This is a genomic window from Phyllobacterium pellucidum (assembly GCF_013327855.1).
Taxonomy (GTDB): Bacteria; Pseudomonadota; Alphaproteobacteria; order Rhizobiales; family Rhizobiaceae; genus Phyllobacterium; species Phyllobacterium pellucidum.
Genome location: NZ_JABUMX010000008.1, coordinates 61,413 through 80,619, shown reverse-complemented (window position 1 = coordinate 80,619; position 19,207 = coordinate 61,413). Strand labels below are relative to the sequence as shown.

General features: G+C 57.7%; 21 protein-coding genes and 2 tRNA genes. 12 read left to right on the top strand and 11 right to left on the bottom strand.

The annotated features are described in order from the left end of the window. Window positions 1–4 precede the first annotated feature (4 nt). Complete coding sequence (locus HQ945_RS21820; RefSeq protein WP_027233243.1) at window positions 5–292, bottom strand: FAD assembly factor SdhE; 288 nt, start codon at window positions 290–292, stop codon at window positions 5–7. Window positions 293–500: 208 nt separating this feature from the next. Here HQ945_RS21820 and recG point away from each other — a divergent pair, with 208 nt between their 5' ends. After that, window positions 501–2,600 carry an ATP-dependent DNA helicase RecG gene (gene recG, locus HQ945_RS21815; RefSeq protein WP_113280502.1) on the top strand — a complete coding sequence of 700 codons (2,100 nt, stop codon included), beginning with the start codon at window positions 501–503 and terminating at the stop codon, window positions 2,598–2,600. On the opposite strand, the gene glmS is transcribed toward recG, so the two are convergent. From glmS to HQ945_RS21800, 3 genes are all read right to left on the bottom strand, one after another. Further along, window positions 2,601–4,424: a glutamine--fructose-6-phosphate transaminase (isomerizing) gene (gene glmS, locus HQ945_RS21810; RefSeq protein ID WP_113280501.1), complete on the bottom strand. Its 1,824-nt coding sequence runs from the start codon at window positions 4,422–4,424 to the stop codon at window positions 2,601–2,603. Window positions 4,425–4,534: 110 nt separating this feature from the next. Next, window positions 4,535–5,896 (bottom strand): bifunctional UDP-N-acetylglucosamine diphosphorylase/glucosamine-1-phosphate N-acetyltransferase GlmU, encoded by a 1,362-nt coding sequence (gene glmU, locus HQ945_RS21805; RefSeq protein ID WP_113280500.1) that lies wholly within the window; start codon window positions 5,894–5,896, stop codon window positions 4,535–4,537. Between the two features lie 90 nt (window positions 5,897–5,986). After that, complete coding sequence (locus HQ945_RS21800) at window positions 5,987–6,733, bottom strand: cytochrome c biogenesis CcdA family protein (RefSeq protein WP_113280552.1); 747 nt, start codon at window positions 6,731–6,733, stop codon at window positions 5,987–5,989. 272 nt (window positions 6,734–7,005) lie between these two features. Between HQ945_RS21800 and HQ945_RS21795 the strand changes: the two genes are divergently transcribed. Continuing rightward, window positions 7,006–7,081, top strand: a tRNA-Lys gene (locus tag HQ945_RS21795). Between the two features lie 116 nt (window positions 7,082–7,197). On the opposite strand, the gene HQ945_RS21790 is transcribed toward HQ945_RS21795, so the two are convergent. The 5 genes from HQ945_RS21790 to HQ945_RS21770 form a co-directional block, all read right to left on the bottom strand. Beyond that, window positions 7,198–7,506 carry a helix-turn-helix transcriptional regulator gene (locus HQ945_RS21790; RefSeq protein ID WP_174208504.1) on the bottom strand — a complete coding sequence of 103 codons (309 nt, stop codon included), beginning with the start codon at window positions 7,504–7,506 and terminating at the stop codon, window positions 7,198–7,200. Between the two features lie 66 nt (window positions 7,507–7,572). Beyond that, window positions 7,573–7,890 carry a hypothetical protein gene (locus tag HQ945_RS21785; protein WP_174208503.1) on the bottom strand — a complete coding sequence of 106 codons (318 nt, stop codon included), beginning with the start codon at window positions 7,888–7,890 and terminating at the stop codon, window positions 7,573–7,575. 3 nt (window positions 7,891–7,893) lie between these two features. Then, on the bottom strand, window positions 7,894–8,067 hold the full coding sequence (locus tag HQ945_RS21780) for a hypothetical protein (protein ID WP_174208502.1): 174 nt from the start codon (window positions 8,065–8,067) through the stop codon (window positions 7,894–7,896). Window positions 8,068–8,230: 163 nt separating this feature from the next. Continuing rightward, the gene (locus HQ945_RS21775; RefSeq protein WP_174208501.1) at window positions 8,231–9,040 is read right to left on the bottom strand and encodes a helix-turn-helix domain-containing protein; all 810 of its coding nucleotides are present in this window, start codon (window positions 9,038–9,040) and stop codon (window positions 8,231–8,233) included. A 134-nt stretch (window positions 9,041–9,174) separates the two neighbouring features. After that, window positions 9,175–9,942, bottom strand: a complete 768-nt coding sequence (locus HQ945_RS21770) for a hypothetical protein (RefSeq protein WP_174208500.1) — start codon at window positions 9,940–9,942, stop codon at window positions 9,175–9,177. Window positions 9,943–10,133: 191 nt separating this feature from the next. Between HQ945_RS21770 and HQ945_RS21765 the strand changes: the two genes are divergently transcribed. The 6 genes from HQ945_RS21765 to HQ945_RS21740 all read left to right on the top strand — a co-directional run bounded on the left by HQ945_RS21765 (window position 10,134) and on the right by HQ945_RS21740 (window position 14,530). After that, on the top strand, window positions 10,134–10,379 hold the full coding sequence (locus tag HQ945_RS21765; protein ID WP_174208499.1) for a hypothetical protein: 246 nt from the start codon (window positions 10,134–10,136) through the stop codon (window positions 10,377–10,379). Then, on the top strand, window positions 10,369–10,779 hold the full coding sequence (locus HQ945_RS21760; RefSeq protein ID WP_174208498.1) for a hypothetical protein: 411 nt from the start codon (window positions 10,369–10,371) through the stop codon (window positions 10,777–10,779). The genes HQ945_RS21765 and HQ945_RS21760 overlap by 11 nt, the downstream gene beginning before the upstream one ends. Before the next feature lie 330 nt (window positions 10,780–11,109). Further along, the gene (locus HQ945_RS21755) at window positions 11,110–12,324 is read left to right on the top strand and encodes an AAA family ATPase (protein WP_174208497.1); all 1,215 of its coding nucleotides are present in this window, start codon (window positions 11,110–11,112) and stop codon (window positions 12,322–12,324) included. A 393-nt stretch (window positions 12,325–12,717) separates the two neighbouring features. Further along, window positions 12,718–13,029 carry a hypothetical protein gene (locus HQ945_RS21750; protein ID WP_174208496.1) on the top strand — a complete coding sequence of 104 codons (312 nt, stop codon included), beginning with the start codon at window positions 12,718–12,720 and terminating at the stop codon, window positions 13,027–13,029. A gap of 258 nt (window positions 13,030–13,287) precedes the next feature. Then, window positions 13,288–13,596: a hypothetical protein gene (locus HQ945_RS21745; protein WP_174208495.1), complete on the top strand. Its 309-nt coding sequence runs from the start codon at window positions 13,288–13,290 to the stop codon at window positions 13,594–13,596. Between the two features lie 70 nt (window positions 13,597–13,666). Beyond that, window positions 13,667–14,530: an AbiJ-NTD4 domain-containing protein gene (locus HQ945_RS21740; RefSeq protein WP_174208494.1), complete on the top strand. Its 864-nt coding sequence runs from the start codon at window positions 13,667–13,669 to the stop codon at window positions 14,528–14,530. 505 nt (window positions 14,531–15,035) lie between these two features. On the opposite strand, the gene HQ945_RS23065 is transcribed toward HQ945_RS21740, so the two are convergent. Then, window positions 15,036–15,161: a hypothetical protein gene (locus HQ945_RS23065; protein WP_280139090.1), complete on the bottom strand. Its 126-nt coding sequence runs from the start codon at window positions 15,159–15,161 to the stop codon at window positions 15,036–15,038. A gap of 4 nt (window positions 15,162–15,165) precedes the next feature. Further along, a complete protein-coding gene (locus tag HQ945_RS21735; protein ID WP_091922896.1) occupies window positions 15,166–16,599 on the bottom strand; it encodes a tyrosine-type recombinase/integrase in 1,434 nt (477 codons plus the stop codon). 143 nt (window positions 16,600–16,742) lie between these two features. On the opposite strand from HQ945_RS21735, the gene HQ945_RS21730 reads away from it, so the two are divergent. The 4 genes from HQ945_RS21730 (at window position 16,743) to HQ945_RS21715 (ending at window position 19,195) form a co-directional block, all read left to right on the top strand. Further along, window positions 16,743–16,812, top strand: a tRNA-Lys gene (locus tag HQ945_RS21730). Window positions 16,813–16,863: 51 nt separating this feature from the next. Continuing rightward, a complete protein-coding gene (locus HQ945_RS21725; RefSeq protein ID WP_162737165.1) occupies window positions 16,864–17,103 on the top strand; it encodes a hypothetical protein in 240 nt (79 codons plus the stop codon). 145 nt (window positions 17,104–17,248) lie between these two features. Further along, a complete protein-coding gene (locus tag HQ945_RS21720) occupies window positions 17,249–18,778 on the top strand; it encodes a S10 family peptidase (RefSeq protein ID WP_113280498.1) in 1,530 nt (509 codons plus the stop codon). A 156-nt stretch (window positions 18,779–18,934) separates the two neighbouring features. Beyond that, window positions 18,935–19,195, top strand: a complete 261-nt coding sequence (locus tag HQ945_RS21715; RefSeq protein ID WP_091922902.1) for a hypothetical protein — start codon at window positions 18,935–18,937, stop codon at window positions 19,193–19,195. The last annotated feature ends 12 nt before the right edge of the window (window positions 19,196–19,207 follow it).

The window sequence follows — 19,207 nt, the reverse complement described above, 5'->3', positions numbered from 1 at the left end:
ATTTTCAGAATTTCATCTCTTTGCGGGACGCGACGATCTTGTGGAAGATGTGCGTATCGAATTCGGCAGGAACATCGGCTTCGCCCGTGACCCATTTTAGAAGATCGCGATCCAAAGCTTCCATGAGTGCTTCATATTGGTCAAGTTCGCGTTCTGACAAGGTCTCGATATGGACGTCGGCGAATTGCCCTAGGATCAGGTCCATTTCGCGCATGCCCCTGTGCCACGACCGGAACAACAGCTTGCGCTGTCGCGGCGGCAGGTCGGCGGTGGTGCGACTGCTTCCTGTCATAATCGGCTCCGTGTTCAGACCAATGCGCGCATTTTGGCGAGGGTATAACCGCATCCGGCGGCCGTGTCAGCCTTGCTCATGCAATGTGCTGCCAATAATCCGGTACGGTCGCCAGTTCCGCGAATGGATACTCGGGATAAGGCCCCATGACAACGGAGACGCAGCAACGAGACTGGTCTCCAAACCCGAAACATTCTAGACCTTTGCCATGCGCCCATCCCTGCTCGATCCCCTCTTTGCTTCGGTTCGCACACTTTCCGGCATCGGCCCGAAGGTAACCGGCTTGCTCGCAACCCTGCTCGGCACGCCGCCGGGTCAGGACCCGCGCGTCGCCAATCTTGTCTATCTTCCACCGCACAGCGTCATCGACCGGCGCCACCGGCCCGGCATAGCCCATGCGCCCGAGGGGGCCATCGTTACTCTTGAGGTGCGTATTGACCGCCACCTCCCGGGCGGACGCAGCAATGCGCCTTACCGGGTTTATGCGCATGACGATACGGGGGAGATCGGGCTGACATTCTTTCACGCCAAGCAGGCCTGGCTCGAAAAGGCGATGCCTGTCGGGGAAATGGTGATCGTGTCGGGCAAGATAGAGTGGTTCAACGGCCGGCCGACCATGGTCCATCCCGACCATATCGCCCGCCTCGACGACGCCGCATCGCTGCCGCTCGTTGAACCTGTCTATCCCTTGACCGCCGGGCTCTCGCCAAAAGTTCTGGCGCGCGGCGTAGAGGAGGCCTTGACCAAAGTGCCGGAGCTGCCGGAATGGATCGACGCGCCGGTTCTTGCCGCCCACCGGCTTCCGTTACATCGCGAAGCGCTGCGGATCATGCACGGGCCGGCCGATCCGGCAGACATCGCGCTCGACAGCCCTGCCCGCCAGCGTCTTGCCTATGATGAGTTTCTCGCTGGCCAGCTGGCGCTCGCGCTTGTGCGGCTAAGGGCAAAGCGCCTTTCTGGCCGCAAGCTCGAGGGCAACGGCGAGATCAAAGCGCGGATCATTGCCGCATTGCCCTATTCGCTGACCAATAGCCAATCTGAGGCTATCAAGGAAATCATTGCGGACCTGCGACAGCCCGATCGCATGTTGCGCCTGTTGCAAGGCGATGTCGGCTCCGGCAAAACGGTCGTAGGCCTGCTGGCAATGGCGCATGCCGCGGAAGCCGGAGGCCAGTCGGCCCTAATGGTGCCGACCGAAGTTCTGGCACGCCAGCATTATGCCACGATAGCGCCCCTCGCCGAAAAGGCCGGGCTGCGCGTTGCTCTTCTCACGGGGCGCGAAAAGGGCCGTGAGCGCGAGGACGTTCTCGAAGGACTGCGTTCCGGGGCGATAAATATCGTCGTCGGGACGCATGCCCTCTTCCAGGAAAAAGTCTCGTACCGCGACCTTGTCCTCGTCATTGTCGACGAGCAGCACCGGTTTGGCGTTCATCAACGCCTGCTACTGACCTCCAAGGGTGACGCGCCGGACATGCTGGTGATGACCGCAACCCCCATACCCCGCACCCTCGTCCTCACCGCGTTCGGCGATATGGACGTATCGAAACTCACGGAAAAGCCGGCGGGCCGGCGTCCGATCACTACCGCGATCCTGCCGATGGACCGGTTGAGCGACCTTGTCGAGCGCATGCGGAGTGCCATTGCCGACGGCCAGAAGATCTACTGGATCTGTCCGCTCGTCGAAGAATCGGAGATCGTCGACCTTGTCTCGGCCGAAGAGCGGTTCGAATCGCTGAAGCCCCTGCTTGGCAGCAGGATCGGCCTGGTGCACGGCCGGATGAGTGGTCCGGAAAAAGACGCTGCCATGCTGGCGTTCAAGAATGGCGATACCCGGCTTCTCGTCGCCACAACGGTGATCGAGGTTGGCGTTGATGTGCCAGACGCCACCATCATTGTCATCGAGCATGCCGAACGCTTCGGCCTTGCCCAGCTGCACCAGTTGCGCGGCCGGGTCGGCCGCGGCGACAAGCCTTCGACCTGCCTTCTGCTTTACAAGGGGCCGCTCGGCGAAGTGGCGCAGGCAAGGCTCAAGATCATGCGCGAAACGGAAGACGGATTTCGCATTGCCGAGGAAGATCTGAAGCTGCGTGGTGAAGGCGAGCTTCTCGGCACGCGCCAATCCGGTACGCCCGGCTTCCGCCTCGCCAGCATCGAGGCGCATCAGGAGTTCCTGGAGATTGCCCGCAAGGATGCGCGCTATATTCTTGCGCGCGATCCCGAATTGCAAAGCGAGCGCGGCAAGGCGCTGCGCATACTGCTTTATCTCTTCGAGCGCGACGAGGCTGTCAGGCTTTTGCGCGCCGGCTAACTATTCGACCGTTACGGATTTTGCAAGGTTGCGGGGCTGGTCGACGTCGGTCCCCATGAACACCGCCGTATGATATGCCAGCATCTGGATCGGCAATGCATAGATGATCGGGGCGATGATTTCCGGCATGTCCGGCAGCACGATCGTGTGCATCGTATTCAATGTGCTCGCCGCCGCTCCCTTCTCGTCGGTGATCAGGATAATCTTGCCGCCGCGCGCCGCGACCTCCTGCATGTTCGAAACCGTCTTCTCGAACCAATGGTCATACGGCGCAATGACGATGACCGGCATCGATTCGTCGATCAGTGCGATAGGCCCGTGCTTCAATTCACCCGCCGCATAGCCTTCTGCATGGATGTAGGAAATTTCCTTGAGCTTCAGCGCGCCTTCGAGCGCAAGCGGGTAGCTGGTGCCACGGCCAAGGTAAAGCACGTGCTTGACCTGGCTGAGGTCACGGCTGATCGTCTCCATCTGTTCTTCGAGGCGCAGCGCGTGATTGGCATAGCGCGGAATTTCCGAAAGCTCGCGCACGAGCTGGCGTTCTTCCTGCTCGTCGATCGTGCCGCGCATCTTGGCGGCGGCTACTGCGAGCGATGCCAGAACCGCCAATTGGCAGGTGAAAGCCTTGGTCGATGCGACGCCGACCTCAGGACCGGCGAGCGTCGGGAACACGGTGTTCGATTCGCGCGCCATCGTCGATTCGCGGACATTGACGATCGTGCCGATCTTCAGCCCCTGCTGCTTGCAGTAGCGCAGCGAGGCGAGCGTATCGGCAGTCTCGCCCGATTGCGAGACGAAGAGCGCAAGGCTGTCCTTCGACAACGGCATCTCGCGATAGCGGAACTCGGAAGCGACATCGATATCGACCGGGAGCCGCGCGATGCGTTCGAACCAGTATTTGCCGATGAGGCCGGCATAAAATGCGGTACCGCAGGCAGATGCCGCGATGCGGTCCACCTTGCTGAAATCGAGAGGCGTTGCATCGGTGCGAACGGTTCCCTTGGCGAAATCGAGATAATTGGCAAGCGTGTGCGAAATCACCTCCGGCTGTTCATGGATTTCCTTTTCCATGAAATGGCGGTGATTGCCCTTGCTGACGAGGAAAGCGGTCCCCGCCGACTTCTGAACGGGGCGTTCGACCTCCATGCCCGTCTCATCGTAGATCACGACGCCTTCGCGCGTCAGGACGGCCCAATCGCCGTCCTCAAGGTAGGAGAGATTGTCGGTGAACGGGGCAAGCGCGATCGCGTCGGAGCCCAGGTACATTTCACCGTCGCCATACCCCACCGCAAGCGGCGGGCCATTGCGGGCGGCAACCAGAAGGTCCTCCTCGCCCTTGAACATGATGGCGATGGCAAAGGCGCCGCGCAGCTGCGGCAAGGTCTGGCGTACTGCGTCGATGGGCGAAAGCCCGCGGTCGAGCGCGCGCGTCACCAGATGCGCGACGGTTTCCGTGTCGGTCTCAGTCTCGAACTTATAGCCGTCGGATTCGAGCATGGTCCGCAGTTCGGCAAAGTTCTCGATGATCCCGTTGTGAATGACGGCGAGGCGCGGCGTCGTATGCGGGTGCGCATTGCGCACGGTCGGCGCACCGTGGGTCGCCCAGCGGGTGTGACCGAGGCCGATCGTGCCGTTGAGAGGTTGCTCCTTCAGGAGCTTGTCGAGATTGGCGAGCTTGCCCTCGGCGCGGCGGCGGTCGAGGACACCATTGTTGAGGGTCGCGACACCGGCAGAATCATATCCGCGATATTCAAGCCGCTTCAGCGCGTCCACGAGCAGCGGCGCAACCTGCTCCCGGCCGATAATTCCAACGATCCCGCACATGCAAAACTCCGATGCCCCAGGCTTTTTTTATCTTCCTGCCTTAGGGCGGAATCGCCCTGGCCGGAAGTCAATTTCCGTTGCGCAATCTTGCACGAACAATGGAATGCGATCTAGTCAGCCTTCTTGGCTAATTTTGCGGCGGCATAGCGGGCGCGCAGTTCGATCGCGCGTCCTTCCTTGATTTCCTGGCGCGCGCGCCCGAAAGCGAGGGCATCTGCGGGCACATTCGCCGTAATCACGCTGCCCGATGCGACATAAGCATTATCGCCGATCTTCACCGGTGCCACCAATGAGGTATTGGACCCGACGAAGACGTTGGCCCCGATCTCCGTCAAATGTTTATTGTAGCCGTCATAATTGCAGGTAATCGCCCCCGCGCCGATATTGGCCGCTGCGCCGATCGTCGCATCGCCGATGTAAGTCAGATGATTGACCTTGGCGCCGATGCCGACCACAGCGTTCTTCACCTCGACGAAATTGCCGACCTTGGATTTTTCCGCAAGATCGGCACCGGGGCGCAGCCGTGCGAATGGACCGACATTGGCATTCGCGCCGATTTTCGCGCCCTCGAAATAGCAGAACGCATGGATAACCGCGCCCCGCGCAACCGTTACCCCGGGCCCGAAAACGATGTTGGGTTCAAGGATGGCGTCGGACTCGACCAGCGTGTCGTGTGAGAAGAACACTGTCTCCGGCGCATGCATCGTCACGCCGGCCATCATCATGTCGCGGCGCATGCGGTTCTGCCAGATGGCTTCGGCCTCCGCGAGTTCGGCACGCGTATTGATGCCGATGACATTGTCCGGAGAAATCTCGATGGCAACGACGCTCTGGCCGCCGGCATTGGCGATCTCGACCACATCGGTCAGATAATATTCGCCATTGGCATTGTTGTTGGTGATCCGGTCAAGCAGGCTGAGTGCACTCTTGCCGCGCAGCGCCATCAGCCCGCCATTGCACAGGCCGATCTGCTTTTCCTCGGCGCTCGCGTCCTTCTCCTCGCGAATCGCCATGAGACGGCCGTCCTTCTCGATGAGCCGGCCATAGCCGTTCGGTCCAGCCGGACGGAAACCCATGACGACCACATCGGCGCCGTCGGCAAGCTTGGCCCGCGCCTGCGCCAAAGCCGCAGTTTCGATGAGCGGCGTATCGCCGAAGACGACCAGCACATCATCGTAGCCGCGTGCAATCGCGTCGCGCGCCGCCAGAACTGCATGGGCGGTGCCAAGCCGCTCGGTCTGCTCGTGCACTGTGACATTCGGCGCTATCGCGCGCACCGCAGCTTCCACCTTTTCGGCGCCCTTGCCAACGACGAGCGCAATGTCGCTGCCGCCAGCCCCCGTGACCGCCTTGGCCACATGCGCCACGATCGGCAGGCCCGCGATCATGTGCAGGACCTTCGGCAGTTCTGATTTCATGCGGGTGCCCTCGCCGGCAGCGAGAATGACGGTGAGGCAGGAGCGTGATGTCATGTCGGACTTCCAGATCAGTTTTGACCGGGCATTCTCATGCCTGCTCTGGCACGGGCCCTATCGCCATTTGAATGAACATTTGAAGCACCTTTAGCCGAGTTGGCCGAGGATGGGAAATGTTTCAAGCAGCCAGAACGAGAAAGTCTGCAGTCCGCCGGTCAGGAACAGAATGCCCGTGACGACGAGAAGCCCGCCCATCACCTTTTCGACCTTGCCGAGATGCATGCGAAAGCGGCCAAGAAACTTCATGAACAGGCCCGAAAACAGCGCGGCGACGATAAAGGGAATGCCGAGGCCGAGCGAGTAGACGGCAAGCAGAATTGCGCCGTCGGCGACCGTATCGCGCGCGCCGGCAAGGGCGAGGATCGGCCCCAGCACCGGACCGATGCAAGGTGTCCAGCCGAAAGCAAAAGCGAGGCCCATGACGTAGGCCGAGAGCGGATTGGCGGGCTTGCCCTGCGTCTGGAATCGCGCCTCGCGCGAAAGGAAAGCAAGCTTGAAGACACCGAGGAAATTCAGGCCCATCAGGATGATGACGATGCCGGCGGCGATGGCGATCTCCTGCTGCCACATGCGCAAAAAGCCGCCGATCGTCGAAGCGCCGGCGCCGAGCAGAACGAACACAGTGGTAAAGCCAAGGACGAAGGCCAGCGAAGACATGAGCAGCGCCTGCCGCACGGGCGAGATGCGCGCCTGCGGCGAATCGGAACGGAAATCTTCAACCGTCACGCCCGCCATGTAGCAAAGATAGGGCGGGACGAGTGGCAGCACGCAGGGCGAAAGGAAAGACAGGGCGCCGGCGCCGACGGCCGTCAGGTAGGAAACATCAAGCGCCATGCGCGCTCCTTGAAAATGGCATTTCGTTGGGCGCGGATTATGCCGAATCCCCTGCGAAGGCCAATCACCTTTTCGCCAGTTTCGCCATGATTGGCGAACGGGCGCGGTTTCGCTCGCGGGTTCAAAGACCACAGCGCGCCGGAAAAGCAGCGAATCGCGCAAAATCAAGGCTTTTTTCCGCAAATTATCTGCATGTTAGTTGTTGACCGATGGCTGTCCCGCCCCTATGTTCCGCCGCACTTCCCGAGGCGATTGAACGCGCCTCGTTTTGGGAGCGCGTAGCTCAGCCGGTAGAGCAACTGACTTTTAATCAGTAGGTCCAGGGTTCGAATCCCTGCGCGCTCACCAAAAACCCGAAGAAAATCAAGACTTTATGAAACTAGAGCTTTCCGGCTGTTACTCAAATTCGCTTCTGAGGTAACGCTGGAGGTAACAAATCGCGGCTGCCAATTTGTCGCACCTCTCTAGCCGATGATCTTGGCGTGTTCCCACGCAAGCAACTCGCTCAGCCGCCAATAGTTGTGTTCCGACAGCTTCACTGGTTTGGGAAAGCCCTTCTGCTCGTCGTGGCTCCACCGGTAAAGAGTGACGCTGGTTATGTCCCCGTAACGCGCCCTCACCTGCTTCGCAGTCAAGTAACGCTCGTCTGCGGGATCGGCGCTGGGCATCTGGCAGGCATAGTTAGTGCGCTGTTTAAACAAAGAGCCGACAGCACGGCTCAAGAAGTTGGCAGCAAACAGACCCCTAAAATCTGCGCTGACGGTTTCACTCACGGGCATTTTTTCCTCCACATAGCGGGGCGCGTGATTGCGCCGGAAAACAAGTGGTGACGCGCGGGGCTATTTTATAGCCGTGATCGTAATTGTCGCAGTCCCGCCAGCAACGACAACACGGATAAAGGGCGGGTTTTCGCGGATCGTATCGGCGGCATTCGAAGCGGCTGCGAGGCTAATCGCAGCTGGGGTGTTGTTGGTATTTTTCAGCGCGAACCAGTTGGTGCCATCACGGGAACCTTGCACGGATACTGTGCCCGTGCCCGTGGCTTGCACGGTTTTATCCGGGAAAAGAGACAGCTGCACTGCACCACCGGTTCCCGTTTCACCTGCCCATTGGGCTGTCGCTCTATTCCCAATAATCGAAACTGTAGGTGTTGCCATGGCTCAGTCCTCGTCCTCGTCCTCATCCGGCAGCAGGCGCTCCGCTATAAGCTCACTGAACTCCTCAAGGTCAGCTTCATTGGCGGCCTCCAGCCAGTCCTTAATGCTGGAGGCCAGAGCCTCCCGGTCGCCGTCTGCTTCCCTGATCCATTTCTTAAATTGCTTCTCAATACTCATCGCTGTGGTCTTCCTTGGTTACATTCACGGTCCCATTCGGCGAGCAGGCGCTTCTCGCGTTCCGAAAGGTATATTTCCCTTCCCGCTGCCCTCCACCGCAACGCCGCCCGTACCTCTGCATCGGGCTTGATTGTCGCTTTCTCGTAGAGGTTCTCGCCCGCTCTCACGATGCAATCCGGCTCTTGGCGAAGTCCTCGACAATCTGCGCTGGCCGCACAATCGCCTTCTCAATAGCTTTTGCCCGGCGCGTCTGGTCGTATCGAGCCAGCACCTCCGCTGTGACCAAGGCATATTTCAAGTTCTCGTAGTGGGCTGCCCCGCTGCCTTCGCTCTCGATGCGGGAGACCTGAGATTTGCCGATGACAGGCTGACACAGCGCTCCCGCCTGCTCACCTGTTAGCCCGAGCTTTTCACGCATTTCTCGCAGTTCACGGCCCTGTGCAGGGTTCTTGGGGGCATCGCCCTCCAAAGCGTTGGCCGGGCGCACGAGCGTCAGAAGGTTCACCCCATGCTTCTGGAGCAGTTTCAAGAGATGCGCCTCGTACTCAGAGGCGTAGGTGTCCATCTCAATTCTATGCAGGCGCTCCCGCTCGATGAGCTTGGCCTCAGCAGCCAGCAGCTTCTCTTCCATCTCAACAAAGTGGACGGTGTATGAGCGCAGTAATGGCAGATTGATTTCCCCAGCGAGCGATGCCGCCACTACACGGACGCCTTTTCCGACAACCTCGCACAGCAGCGCCAGCAACCGCGACGGCCTCGGGGAAAGGATGAAAATATCCGCAATGAGCAGGGTGTCGTTGGCCCGTAGCTGGTCAATGAGCGCCAGCAGGATGTCTTCACCGCCAATCTCATTTTCTGTATGCATCGTGTAGGTCACAATGCCCAGCGGCAAGGACACGGCCTTTATGGCGGCGAATTGCTTGTCCGTCTTAAAGGTGGCGGTGTTTCTGGCGTAGGCGTAACAGGCGGGCATTGGTTAGGGTCCTTAGTGGGTCAAAAGAGACGGCGGAAAACACGCTTAGATACTGGTCTCCCGCCGTCCTCAGCGCCGCGTCCCAGCCATAGGGAGAGTAAAGCTCTGGGCGTGTCGCTTGAGGAGAAAGGTGCTCATCGGGTCCATCCTGACTTGCGCTGCATGTCGAGGATTGTTTGTGAGAAGCTCTCAGGCTGGACTGGAGCGTCAAGGCCAGACGAGGCCCATTGCCCTGAGCTACCGACCATGCCGTTCGCAGGCTGATGGCCGTTAATTTTCTCGATGATATTGTGCTGAGTGCTCCGGCGGCTGTCGTGGTCGTATTTGCCACTGTGAGAGCCGGGGGCGACTTGTTCGTCCCAGATCATGTCGCACAACTCTTTGGGGCTGCTCTCAGCTAGCCTCGCCAGATCGCGCCTGCTTAGCGGTGTGCTAGCCACCAAGCGCTCCATAGCGGCCCTTGCCTCGTCTGGCCGTGCTGCTTCTTGAGGGAAATTGAGCGCATAGACGGGCCACAGGTCAGCAGCGGCACGATTGAAGCGCTTGGCCTCCTTTTCCTCCCGGCGAAGGTCAGCGGCGGTTATGTTGTTGATCTCCCGATTAGCCTCATTGTGCAGAATGCGCTTCTCAGAGTGGCTGAGCCCACGGTTTCCGGTCTCAGGCGTGATCCCGTAGTACTCCTCCGCAAACTGCCGCATCTTCGGATCGTCGCTCGCCCACATCGTGCTGGGATCGCTCGGGTCATACGCAACAACCCCACCGCTCAGGCTCCCCGCTGGCAAGGCGTCTATAATGTCTGTCATCGCCTGCCGACGCTCTTCGATCACCTTCGGATCGGGCCGGTCAACGGGTCCATCCCAAGGATTGTTCGGAAGTTGGTGAAGGTCGGGCAGTTTGGGCACATCGGGCGGCTCTTAGTGGGCAATCTCGCGCGCAACATAAGTGATGCAACGCGCATTCGGGAAGAGACTAGCACAGCCTGCAACTTATGACAATATTCCTATCTTGTGTTGTCCGATTAAAGCAAACGGCGCTTTACATGAGTTTACCCGACTGGCAAAATAGGAACATAAACCTACTACGGAACCCTAGCATGACCGACCCAGCTTACACGATTGATGAGTTTTGCCGCCTCGCGCGCTTTTCCCGTCAATATCTCTACTGGCTCTGGGGACGCGGATTAGGCCCTAAGCGCACCACGCAGCCCGTAGGCCAGCGCCACAAGGTCCTCATCCCCGCCGAGACAGCTGACGACTGGCTTGCCCGTCGCTGGCTCTGCAAAGCCCGGGCTGACCTTCACCGCAACACATCAAACAAGGAAACATCCCATGTCGAATGAAAATCCACAGAATGACTCACACAGCCCCCTAGAAGCGGTTCTCGCGCTGGAGACTGGCATACAGCCGGAAACACCAAAAACGCCTGTAGGAGTCTCTATCGAGTCTCTGGTCGATACTCTCTCAGATCAAGAACTTGAAGCGCTCTCTGACCTCATTCCCGGCCTAGAACTTTACGTCATCCAAAGCCATCCCGAGTTGTTCAAACGCATCACTGCGGGTTGGAGCGAAGAGCAGAAAGCGGCTGGTCTGGAACGTCTTCGGGAGCAGGAAAAGGCCTACAAGGCTAGTGTGTATGAAGATTTGGATCGCTTAGAGCGCGCACAGCCCACAGGTGAGGCGGACTGCTCGATGATCGAGCAGCAAATATTGGTGATCGATCCACAGCAGGTAAAACCATGAGTGAGCCAGAGAGCAAGATCGGCACAATAAATGGGGTATCGATGCACTTCGGCGACTGCGGGCGCTATTGGCGCGATTCGGGGCACGTCGAAGTGTCGGAAGCAGAGGCGAAAGCTGCGGGCTGGGATACTCAGCTGTGGGCTTCTGAGCGCCGCAAACGCTATATCGCCTATAAGTTTGGGCGCGATCCTGTTCCACATGAGCCGTGGCCCCGGAAGCCCTAAAAAGCATAGTGAGAAATACTTATATAAGCGAAAGGGCCAGACGGTGAATGACTGGCCCTTTGAAAGGTTTAGATGATGACAGTAGAAACCAAGAGAACTAAGTCCAATGACTACCGATACAATATTTGGGGTTTCTTCACCCCAAAGTCAAGATACACTCAGCAAAATTCTTCAATTCGGTAATAGACGCCTAGTTAATCCCGCATCAATCGCAAAATATCAGCTAACTCGCTCGGAATTTCAGAGTGGCAAGGCTGATATAAACTCTACTACACGCCCGGCAAGCCAAGCGAATAAGCGCCGTATACTTTCCAGTACCAGTTTTGTTTCCACATGGCATCCGCCTGAGTTCGTCATCGACGGCATTTTCCAGAAACGCTACCTCTACACTTTGACCGGGCCGACTGGGACCGGCAAAACCGCCATTGCCCAGCGACTGGCACTCCACGTTGCGCTTGGCTGGCAACTGGATCAACACGCCATTGAACAAGGTCGTGTGTTGTATTTTGCGGGCGAAAATCCCGACGATATCAAAACCCGCTGGAAGGCGCTCAACGAAGAACTCGGGCTAGATGAGCGTGCGGTGCCGGTGGATTGGATCGAAGGTGCGTTTAAGCTGACAGAGCGCGAAGTGGGGGATTTGGTGCGCGAGGCGGAATTGGCGGGCCAGCGCTATTCCCTCGTCATTGTCGATACGGTTCAAGCCTACTTCCCCGGCGATGACAGCAACAACAACGAACAGATGAAAGATTACTCACAGACCCTACGCAGGCTCCTTAGCCTCCCGGGTGGGCCCGCCGTCGTTGCACTTGCACACCCGAACAAAAAGGGCGATCAGTCAGTACCATACGGTGGTGGGTCGCTTCTCAACGATATCGATGCTAACGCCTACCTCTCGAAGAAAGACGGACGGATAACACTCGCGGCCCACAGTAAGTGGCGCGGCCCGCCATTCGATCCCATAGCATTTTCACTAACAGTTTTCGATACACCGAAGCTGAGGGACACAAAGCAACGCCCGATCCGCAGCGTCATTGCGCGGGTTGTCTCCGCTGGCGTGCACGACACAACCCGCAAGCTTTTGGCGGCACTACAGGCGCAACCCGAGGCGACGCTTGCGCAGCTTGCGGAGGCGATTGGCCTCATAGAACCTACGAAGTCAGCAGCGACAAGTAAGGTTGACCGTGCGTTGAAGAGCCTTGAGACGAAGGGTCTTCTGCGAAAGGAAGGCAAACGCTGGGTTTTGACCGAGAAAGGCGTGGAGAGTTTTTCGGGCGAAAAACCTTTCGACACAAAAACCAAAGGTGAGGAGGATGTGTAATGGGGAGAGCTTTGCTCCCCCTACATCCCCATGGTCATTTTTTCTTTCGCTTCTCTTTCTAAGGGGGCGAAAAACGAAAAAAGCCCGAAAAACACAGGCAGAGAGAAAACCGAAACGAGAAGTGCTCCACGCAACCAAGGGGTTACTTCGATGAACAAACGAGAGTTTCAGCGCCTCCAGCTAGGCGATCTGCTCCAGGAGCCACACGGCAAATGGCGTCTCCCGGGCCCACCGCTGCAAGTCACAGGCATCAAGCCCGGGACTGGCGCGATACAGGTGCGCTGTGAGCGCACCGGGGAGAGGTGGTGGAGACCGTATCAGTCACTGCAGGCTTACGATAATATATAGCTGTTCCAGTATTAGAAAAGGTTCAACCGCCAAGGAGACACGGCCATGGATGATCCGATTGCACATTTTACCAAGACCAGCCAATCAGAGGGTCTTGAAACGCTCTTCTATGTTCCAGCCATTGCAAAAGGCGACACTGCGCTCACGCTTCACGTTTCGACGTGGAACCAAAGCAATGCGAGGCTGGAACTAGAGGAACTCCGGAATGCTATAGATAGACTCTTGAGAGACTGGAATCTCGGAACTTACGCAAAGTATCCACCTGCAACTGCAGACGATAGCAAGCCGAGACCATCACTATATCGCATAGCGCAAGAATTTCCCCCGATGCTTAAAGCCATGATGGGCAAGCTTTAGCCTTATGTTGTTGCGTAAGATCGGATTGTGCGTGGCTTAACTTGCATCTACACAAGATCATAACAATTAGCGTCTTGCGCACAGGGGCGACTCACGTGACCATGCTAAATGAGGACGAGCGTCCTCTCCCCAGAACACGCTCGCCCTCGTATTCGCAACCGGCCCAAAGGAAGGCCTTTCGCATGGTAACAACCTACTCATACTTTTCTAATGAGTCGCGTCAAGTTTTCCTTTGGCCAACTCAAAGGAAACTGCCTCATGGCAAATTATTGGATCTCACTTCGCATAAAGAACGACAGCAGTTACGACGAGCGTTACAACGACTTCGTGGCCGCTTTGCACGCAGTTAAGGCCAACGGATATTGGCCGGAGACCACTGCGTTTTGGATCATCGAGTCTAATCTTGCTATTGACCCGTTTGTGAAGGCCATCACCAAACCCCTCGACGGTAAAAAGGATATGGTGTTGGTACGTAAAATAGCACATGACGAATCGCGCTACTTTGGCGCCATTGAGTACCCTGATGTGTTGAAGAGCTTCATTCCTAATATCCAAAAAGCAGCGTAGCAAACTCCCAAGACTAGGCCCTTCCAAGCTATTTGGCTTGGAGGGGTAGTTAGCGCTAATAGGTGCCGCCGTGACCGTCGAAAATATTGATCGTTCTAAAATGACGTTTGAACAAGCCGAGGGTGTTCATCCGCTGCCCCGGCAATTGAAACTGAGAGAGGTGTCCCCTCAATTGCGGGCCGTCCTATGGGATTTCGTTTACTCGCTATTGTCTGGAAGTAGCAGGGACGGGAATATCGTAGGACGTTGGGCGTACATCTTGCGCGACATGCACGTGCAACGCTTTCATCGAATGGCCGACGAGTTTAGGCCTAACGCGCAGAGGGTATTTCCTGATGTGAAACAAGTCTTCGCAGGCGGCTCCTATCTTGAAATCTTCGGCTTCTTAGAGTGGGCGCTGCGTCATCCTCATTGTCCGCACGATTTCGCTTATCAACTAGATAAACGCCTGCGACAATGTCAGGCAGCATATTGTGTGGTCAACCAAGACACCATTTCGCCAATCTCATCAGAAGAAGAACGCGCAACGATAGAGCGTGCGTTTGCAAATTTGGCCTCTACCGAATTCAACGGGGCCCGGCAGCATTTAAAATTGGCGGCACAACAAGCTACTGCAGGCGAATGGTCCGCTTGTATTCGAGAGAGCATCAACGCTGTTGAGTCGACCGTTCGATGTATCGATCCCAAGGCGCAAGACCTTCGACCAGCCCTTGCAACGCTAGAGCGACAAGGCACTGTACATGGCTCATTAAAAGAGGGTTTTTTAAAACTTTACGGCTACGCAAGCGACGAAAAGGGCCTGCGGCATTCGTTGGCTTTCGATGGCGTTGCGAAAGTAGATGAGACAGATGGGCTCTTCATGCTTGGGGCGTGTGCTTCATTCGTCTCCTATCTGATTAATAAAGGTCGAGCAGCGGGCCTAATAAAAGAATAATTGAGTTGCAGAAGCCCCTGAAACCGCGCGCGGCCAGAGGCGTGCCGCCTGCAACCGGCTGATTTTGCTGCCTTTTGCCGGGAGTTGGGTTTTTTCTATTTTTTTTTTATTTTTACAGCCAAAATCGATGCCATGGGCCCCACAAAGTCCCCGCACTTTCCGCAAAGGTCTGGGGGAAGGTCCCCCACCTAGGGGCTAGTCTTTGCTTATGCCCCCCCGGGGCCTGTTACCTGCCTGTTACTTGGACCTAACAATCCCATACAATTCCATAGCTAACTATCTGATATAGCTAGCGCATTTCACCTATGCATAACTGATCTGTTGTCAGTATGGCGCGCCAATCGGGCTGTGGACGTTCCACTGAGGGGCCGTTCTGCGGGCTTTTTGCGGATTTTACCTGCCACGATGAGCGAATTCCTCTCGCTTCTGGTCGGAACCAACACCCGAAGCAACTCAAACACTTAGCAGGCAGCACCCCCACAGGTCGGCTCTGACGCCTGTCTCATCACACAAGCCCGAGCCAAAGACCCAGCGCAGCCCACCCCGCCACAAACGCGACAATAATCTGCAAAAGCAGCGGCAGGCGCGTAACAATCCAGACGAGCCCCAGCGCAAACACCAATGCCCACATGTCTTCACTCCCTCGCGCGCAGCGGGAGCGGCACTACATTCTCTGCGGGCGGATTGCCGTTCACAAGCCGGAGCACATAACGCTCCCACTTCTCCAGTGCCTCCCGCTTCATTTCTATGCCCTCGGCGTGATTATAAACGCCAGACATTCCGCCCTCTGAGTGGTTCAGGACTGCGTTCACCTGCTCTCTGCCAATACGCAACTCATCGTCGCGCATATGCGTCTCAACCGTGTGCCTGAGTGCGTGAACGCTCCAGTGCTCGATGCTGACCGCCTGCGGGTCGTCGCCACGCTCTGCGGCTTCCTTGCGCGCCTGTTGCTCCATTAAGTCGCGGCACCTGAGATAGGCTTTGCGATAGCTGGTAGGATTGAGTTTGTCGCCGCGCATCGTAAACAGCAGCTTGGTGTCCTTAACTCGCTTTAGGCCTTTCAGGATCGCCAAAACCTCATCAGTGAGCGGCAGTTTATTGACCTTGCCCTTCCCGCCCTCGCGGTCTGGGATCGTCCAGAGCCGCTTGCTGAGGTCCAACTCACTATCTGTCGCCTCACCCACTTGGCTTTTACGTGCGCCGGTCAAAAGCAAAAGCCGAAAAAGTGAACCGAACGGCCAGCCGATGCCGTCAGGCTTTTCGCCCGTAGCCTGCCAGAACCAGCGAATTTCATCTTGGTTCAGGAAACGCTCGCGCTTCTGTTCGGCGGCCTTGTTCCACTTGAGTTGTGCAGCTTCGATCATAAGGTCATCGTCCTGCTGTGCCGCCCACGCAAATAAGGGCGCGAGTGCAGCGTAGGTGCGATTGGCTACATAAGGCGCGCCGTTAGCCTTGCGCTCGCTTTTTTCAAGCAACCCGTCCAGATGATCCCGCACGTCGCGCTTGCGAATATCCTGTATGCGCCTATCACCCCACTTCTCTACAAGACCGCCTTCGATAACGGCCCAACCATTGGGGTTCTCTGGATCGGGCTTGAGCCCGAGCAGGCGGGCAGTCTCCAGCACCGTGCGCTCCTTGGGCTTGTAGTCTTTCTTCTTCTTTCGCTGCGTGGCGCGTCCTTGCCGATAAACGCGCATGTAGCGTTCAACGACAGTCTTGAACAGATCGCGGTCTGGGGTGCCTTCTTTGGCTGCCCGCTTTGCCTCTTGCTTCTGGGCGGCTGGGTCAAGCCCATTGGAAATATCGTCCAGCTTGTCCTGTGCGAGCTTGTGGGCCGCCCCCAGCGACGGAAAGCCTTCAAGCGTGTACTTGCGCTGTTTGCGGTCGCTGAGCCGCCGATAGAAGATGACCCACGACTTTTTGCCGGACGGCTGGACTACCAAGACAAGACCGGGTTTTCCGGCATCGGGGTAATAGGTGAGTTTGGGTTTTCCATCTGCGCCCAGCTTGGGCTTGTAGTCGCCGCGATCAATAGCCGGTTGTGTGATCTTCCTTGCCTTCTCTGCCATGGCCTATCCCCCACGAGGTAACACGCAGGTAACAAAAAGCGGGTGATATGGCTTGTTACCTGATGTGCATTACATTCTCATACATTCCGAGAAAGGCATAGAATTTACGACACTTAGCTTGAGGCGGGTGAACTGATTTGTACGGGTATGAAAGGGTATCTGAGCTGACTTTTAATCAGTAGGTCCAGGGTTCGAATCCCTGCGCGCTCACCAACATCAAATTAACTTAACCCTTCATTCACCCCTTTTCGCCACCCTCGCCGCATGAAAGCCAACGCTATCATGCTTGCGCTGCTCGGCGTCTTCGCTCTCACCGGTTGCGCGAGCCGGCCACCACTGGAGCAAATGTCCTATGGGCAGTTGGGGCAGCTTGCCGGCGCGGTTGAGCGCAAATGCCTCGCCCGGGGTTTCGGGCTCGATACACCTGAATACAAGGCCTGCACCGTGCAGGAGATCACCCAGGAGCAATATAGCCGCGAGTTCGGCAGCGAAAGTTTGCTATAGCGAACTGGCGCCATCTGGCCGGGATCAATTTAGTTTGAGTTTCCTCCTGCCGATCAACAGCAATACACTCGCCCTGTATTTCTGTTTTCAAAGGACGAAGCCATTGTATCTCCAACGTTTTCTTTTGTGCCTAGCACTTGCGTCGATGTTTCTGGCAACGCCCGCTGCCCCGCAGGACCATGCGCCCCATGGCAGCCAGACCGATAATCCCAGCGCCGCCGATGCAGGCCCCGAGGCAGGCGCTGCCGCGGCCGGTTCAGGCATCCTCGGCCTGCTTCCGGCAAATTCGGTAACCGAGCACGTGCTGAAGACCGCTGCCGGCGACCTGCCCTATACGGCGACCGCGGGTACGCTGGTCCTTTATGGGCAGGATGGCAAGCCGATGGCGAAGATGTTCTACACCGCCTATGCCGCGCGCGACCGCACGCCCGGCCGGCCAATCACCTTTGCCTTCAACGGCGGACCGGGCGCAGCTTCCGCCTACCTTCACCTTGGATTGGTAGGACCGCGCATTCTGGAGTTCGGGCCGCATGGCGAAGGCGGCACCAGTCCGGCTCTTACCGACAATCCGGACAGTTGGCTCGCCTTCACCGATCTCGTCCTGATCGATCCGGTGGGAACAGGATGGAGCCGCGCCAGCAACGACAAAGTCGCTGCGGACTTCTACGGGATCGGCGAAGACGCCGACAGTATGGCCAAGGCGATCGCGCTTTACGTTGCGCAGAACGATCGCATGGCCGCGCCGAAGTTCCTGCTTGGCGAAAGCTATGGCGGTTTTCGCGCCGCAAAGGTCGCGACGCGGCTGAAGGACAGTCAGGGCATACTGGTATCAGGCATCGTAATGCTGTCGCCGCTCATCGAGGGAAATCTCCTCTTCGGCGATCGGCGCTATCCGCTATGGGCGGCGCTGCAATTACCCTCCCTTACCGCCGGCGAGCTTGAGCGCAAGAACGCCTTCGATCCGGGCGCTGTCGCAGAGGCCGAAAAATTTGCGATGACAGACTATCTCGTCGCCCTTTCCGGACCGGAACCCGCGGGCGATGCCGCAAAAAACCTCTATGCCCGGATCGCGCAGATGACCGGCATACCCGAAGCGGTGGTGACGCGCGCCCGCGGCTTTCTCACCGACGTCTATGTCAAAAACTCGAAAAGCGCCTCGTCCGAAGTCGTCAGCCGCTATGATGCGTCGCTCGCAGCGCCGGACCCTTATCCTGAATCCGACTCCGAAGAGGGGGGCGACCCGGTTCTCGATGGTTTTACCCGCGCCTATGGCGCAGCCTTCGCAAGCTACGCCCGCAACGAACTCGGCTTCGAGACTGAGCTCACCTACAATCTGCTTGCCAACAACGTCAACGAAAAGTGGAAATGGAGCCAGAACGAGAACGGCGGCGGCCGCACGCGGGCAAGCGCGGCAGGCGACATACGCGAACTTCTGTCGGTCATCCCGTCGTTTCGCCTGCTCGTGGCCCACGGCTACAGCGATGCGCTCACGCCTTACGGGATCAACAAATACGTCATAGATCACCTGCCGGCGACGCTGAGCGCAGGAAGGGTGGAGCTCAAGCTCTACCGCGGCGGCCACATGTTCTACACGCGCACCGGTTCAAGGCAGGCGCTGAGCGCCGATGCGCGGGCATTCTACTCATCAAGCCTCGAAAAGGTGCAAGGGGAGTAGTGACGATCTAAATCGCGCGCCTCCCCCGGCCGTTTTCCTACGCGGTGTATTTATTGCGGCGACTACGCGTTGCCGGGCACTACTTAATCCAATCGAACAGGACCTACCACTTTCTGCCGGATTGCCTGTCGCCGGTTCGCCTTTACTATCAGCGCCATGACTATTTCGCCGCCCAAAAGAACCGACGATCCGTTGAGCCAGGCTGCCGAATGCAAGGCAGCGCTCCGTGCCGGATTTGAGGATCTTGTAAGCCAGGCCCTAAGCGCCGGCTGGGACCAGTATGATGTCGCCCTCGCGCTCTCCGAACTTGGAGAACAACTCGTCGAGACGACGGCGGAAAATGCAGGCTCGGAAGCCGACATTGCCATCGCCAAGGCGCTGTTCGAGATCCGCAAGGCCTTCATAACATCGCATTGACGGATTTGCCCC

What these genes read in the sequence shown, in the direction of transcription:
- HQ945_RS21820 (WP_027233243.1), bottom strand. Translation starts at nt 292, where the DNA reads ATGACAGGAAGCAGTCGCACCACCGCCGACCTGCCGCCGCGACAGCGC.
- recG (WP_113280502.1), top strand. Translation starts at nt 501, where the DNA reads ATGCGCCCATCCCTGCTCGATCCCCTCTTTGCTTCGGTTCGCACACTT.
- glmS (WP_113280501.1), bottom strand. Translation starts at nt 4,424, where the DNA reads ATGTGCGGGATCGTTGGAATTATCGGCCGGGAGCAGGTTGCGCCGCTG.
- glmU (WP_113280500.1), bottom strand. Translation starts at nt 5,896, where the DNA reads ATGACATCACGCTCCTGCCTCACCGTCATTCTCGCTGCCGGCGAGGGC.
- HQ945_RS21800 (WP_113280552.1), bottom strand. Translation starts at nt 6,733, where the DNA reads ATGGCGCTTGATGTTTCCTACCTGACGGCCGTCGGCGCCGGCGCCCTG.
- HQ945_RS21785 (WP_174208503.1), bottom strand. Translation starts at nt 7,890, where the DNA reads ATGGCAACACCTACAGTTTCGATTATTGGGAATAGAGCGACAGCCCAA.
- HQ945_RS21780 (WP_174208502.1), bottom strand. Translation starts at nt 8,067, where the DNA reads ATGAGTATTGAGAAGCAATTTAAGAAATGGATCAGGGAAGCAGACGGC.
- HQ945_RS21775 (WP_174208501.1), bottom strand. Translation starts at nt 9,040, where the DNA reads ATGCCCGCCTGTTACGCCTACGCCAGAAACACCGCCACCTTTAAGACG.
- HQ945_RS21765 (WP_174208499.1), top strand. Translation starts at nt 10,134, where the DNA reads ATGACCGACCCAGCTTACACGATTGATGAGTTTTGCCGCCTCGCGCGC.
- HQ945_RS21760 (WP_174208498.1), top strand. Translation starts at nt 10,369, where the DNA reads ATGTCGAATGAAAATCCACAGAATGACTCACACAGCCCCCTAGAAGCG.
- HQ945_RS21755 (WP_174208497.1), top strand. Translation starts at nt 11,110, where the DNA reads ATGACTACCGATACAATATTTGGGGTTTCTTCACCCCAAAGTCAAGAT.
- HQ945_RS21750 (WP_174208496.1), top strand. Translation starts at nt 12,718, where the DNA reads ATGGATGATCCGATTGCACATTTTACCAAGACCAGCCAATCAGAGGGT.
- HQ945_RS21745 (WP_174208495.1), top strand. Translation starts at nt 13,288, where the DNA reads ATGGCAAATTATTGGATCTCACTTCGCATAAAGAACGACAGCAGTTAC.
- HQ945_RS23065 (WP_280139090.1), bottom strand. Translation starts at nt 15,161, where the DNA reads ATGTGGGCATTGGTGTTTGCGCTGGGGCTCGTCTGGATTGTTACGCGC.
- HQ945_RS21735 (WP_091922896.1), bottom strand. Translation starts at nt 16,599, where the DNA reads ATGGCAGAGAAGGCAAGGAAGATCACACAACCGGCTATTGATCGCGGC.
- HQ945_RS21725 (WP_162737165.1), top strand. Translation starts at nt 16,864, where the DNA reads ATGAAAGCCAACGCTATCATGCTTGCGCTGCTCGGCGTCTTCGCTCTC.
- HQ945_RS21720 (WP_113280498.1), top strand. Translation starts at nt 17,249, where the DNA reads ATGTTTCTGGCAACGCCCGCTGCCCCGCAGGACCATGCGCCCCATGGC.
- HQ945_RS21715 (WP_091922902.1), top strand. Translation starts at nt 18,935, where the DNA reads ATGACTATTTCGCCGCCCAAAAGAACCGACGATCCGTTGAGCCAGGCT.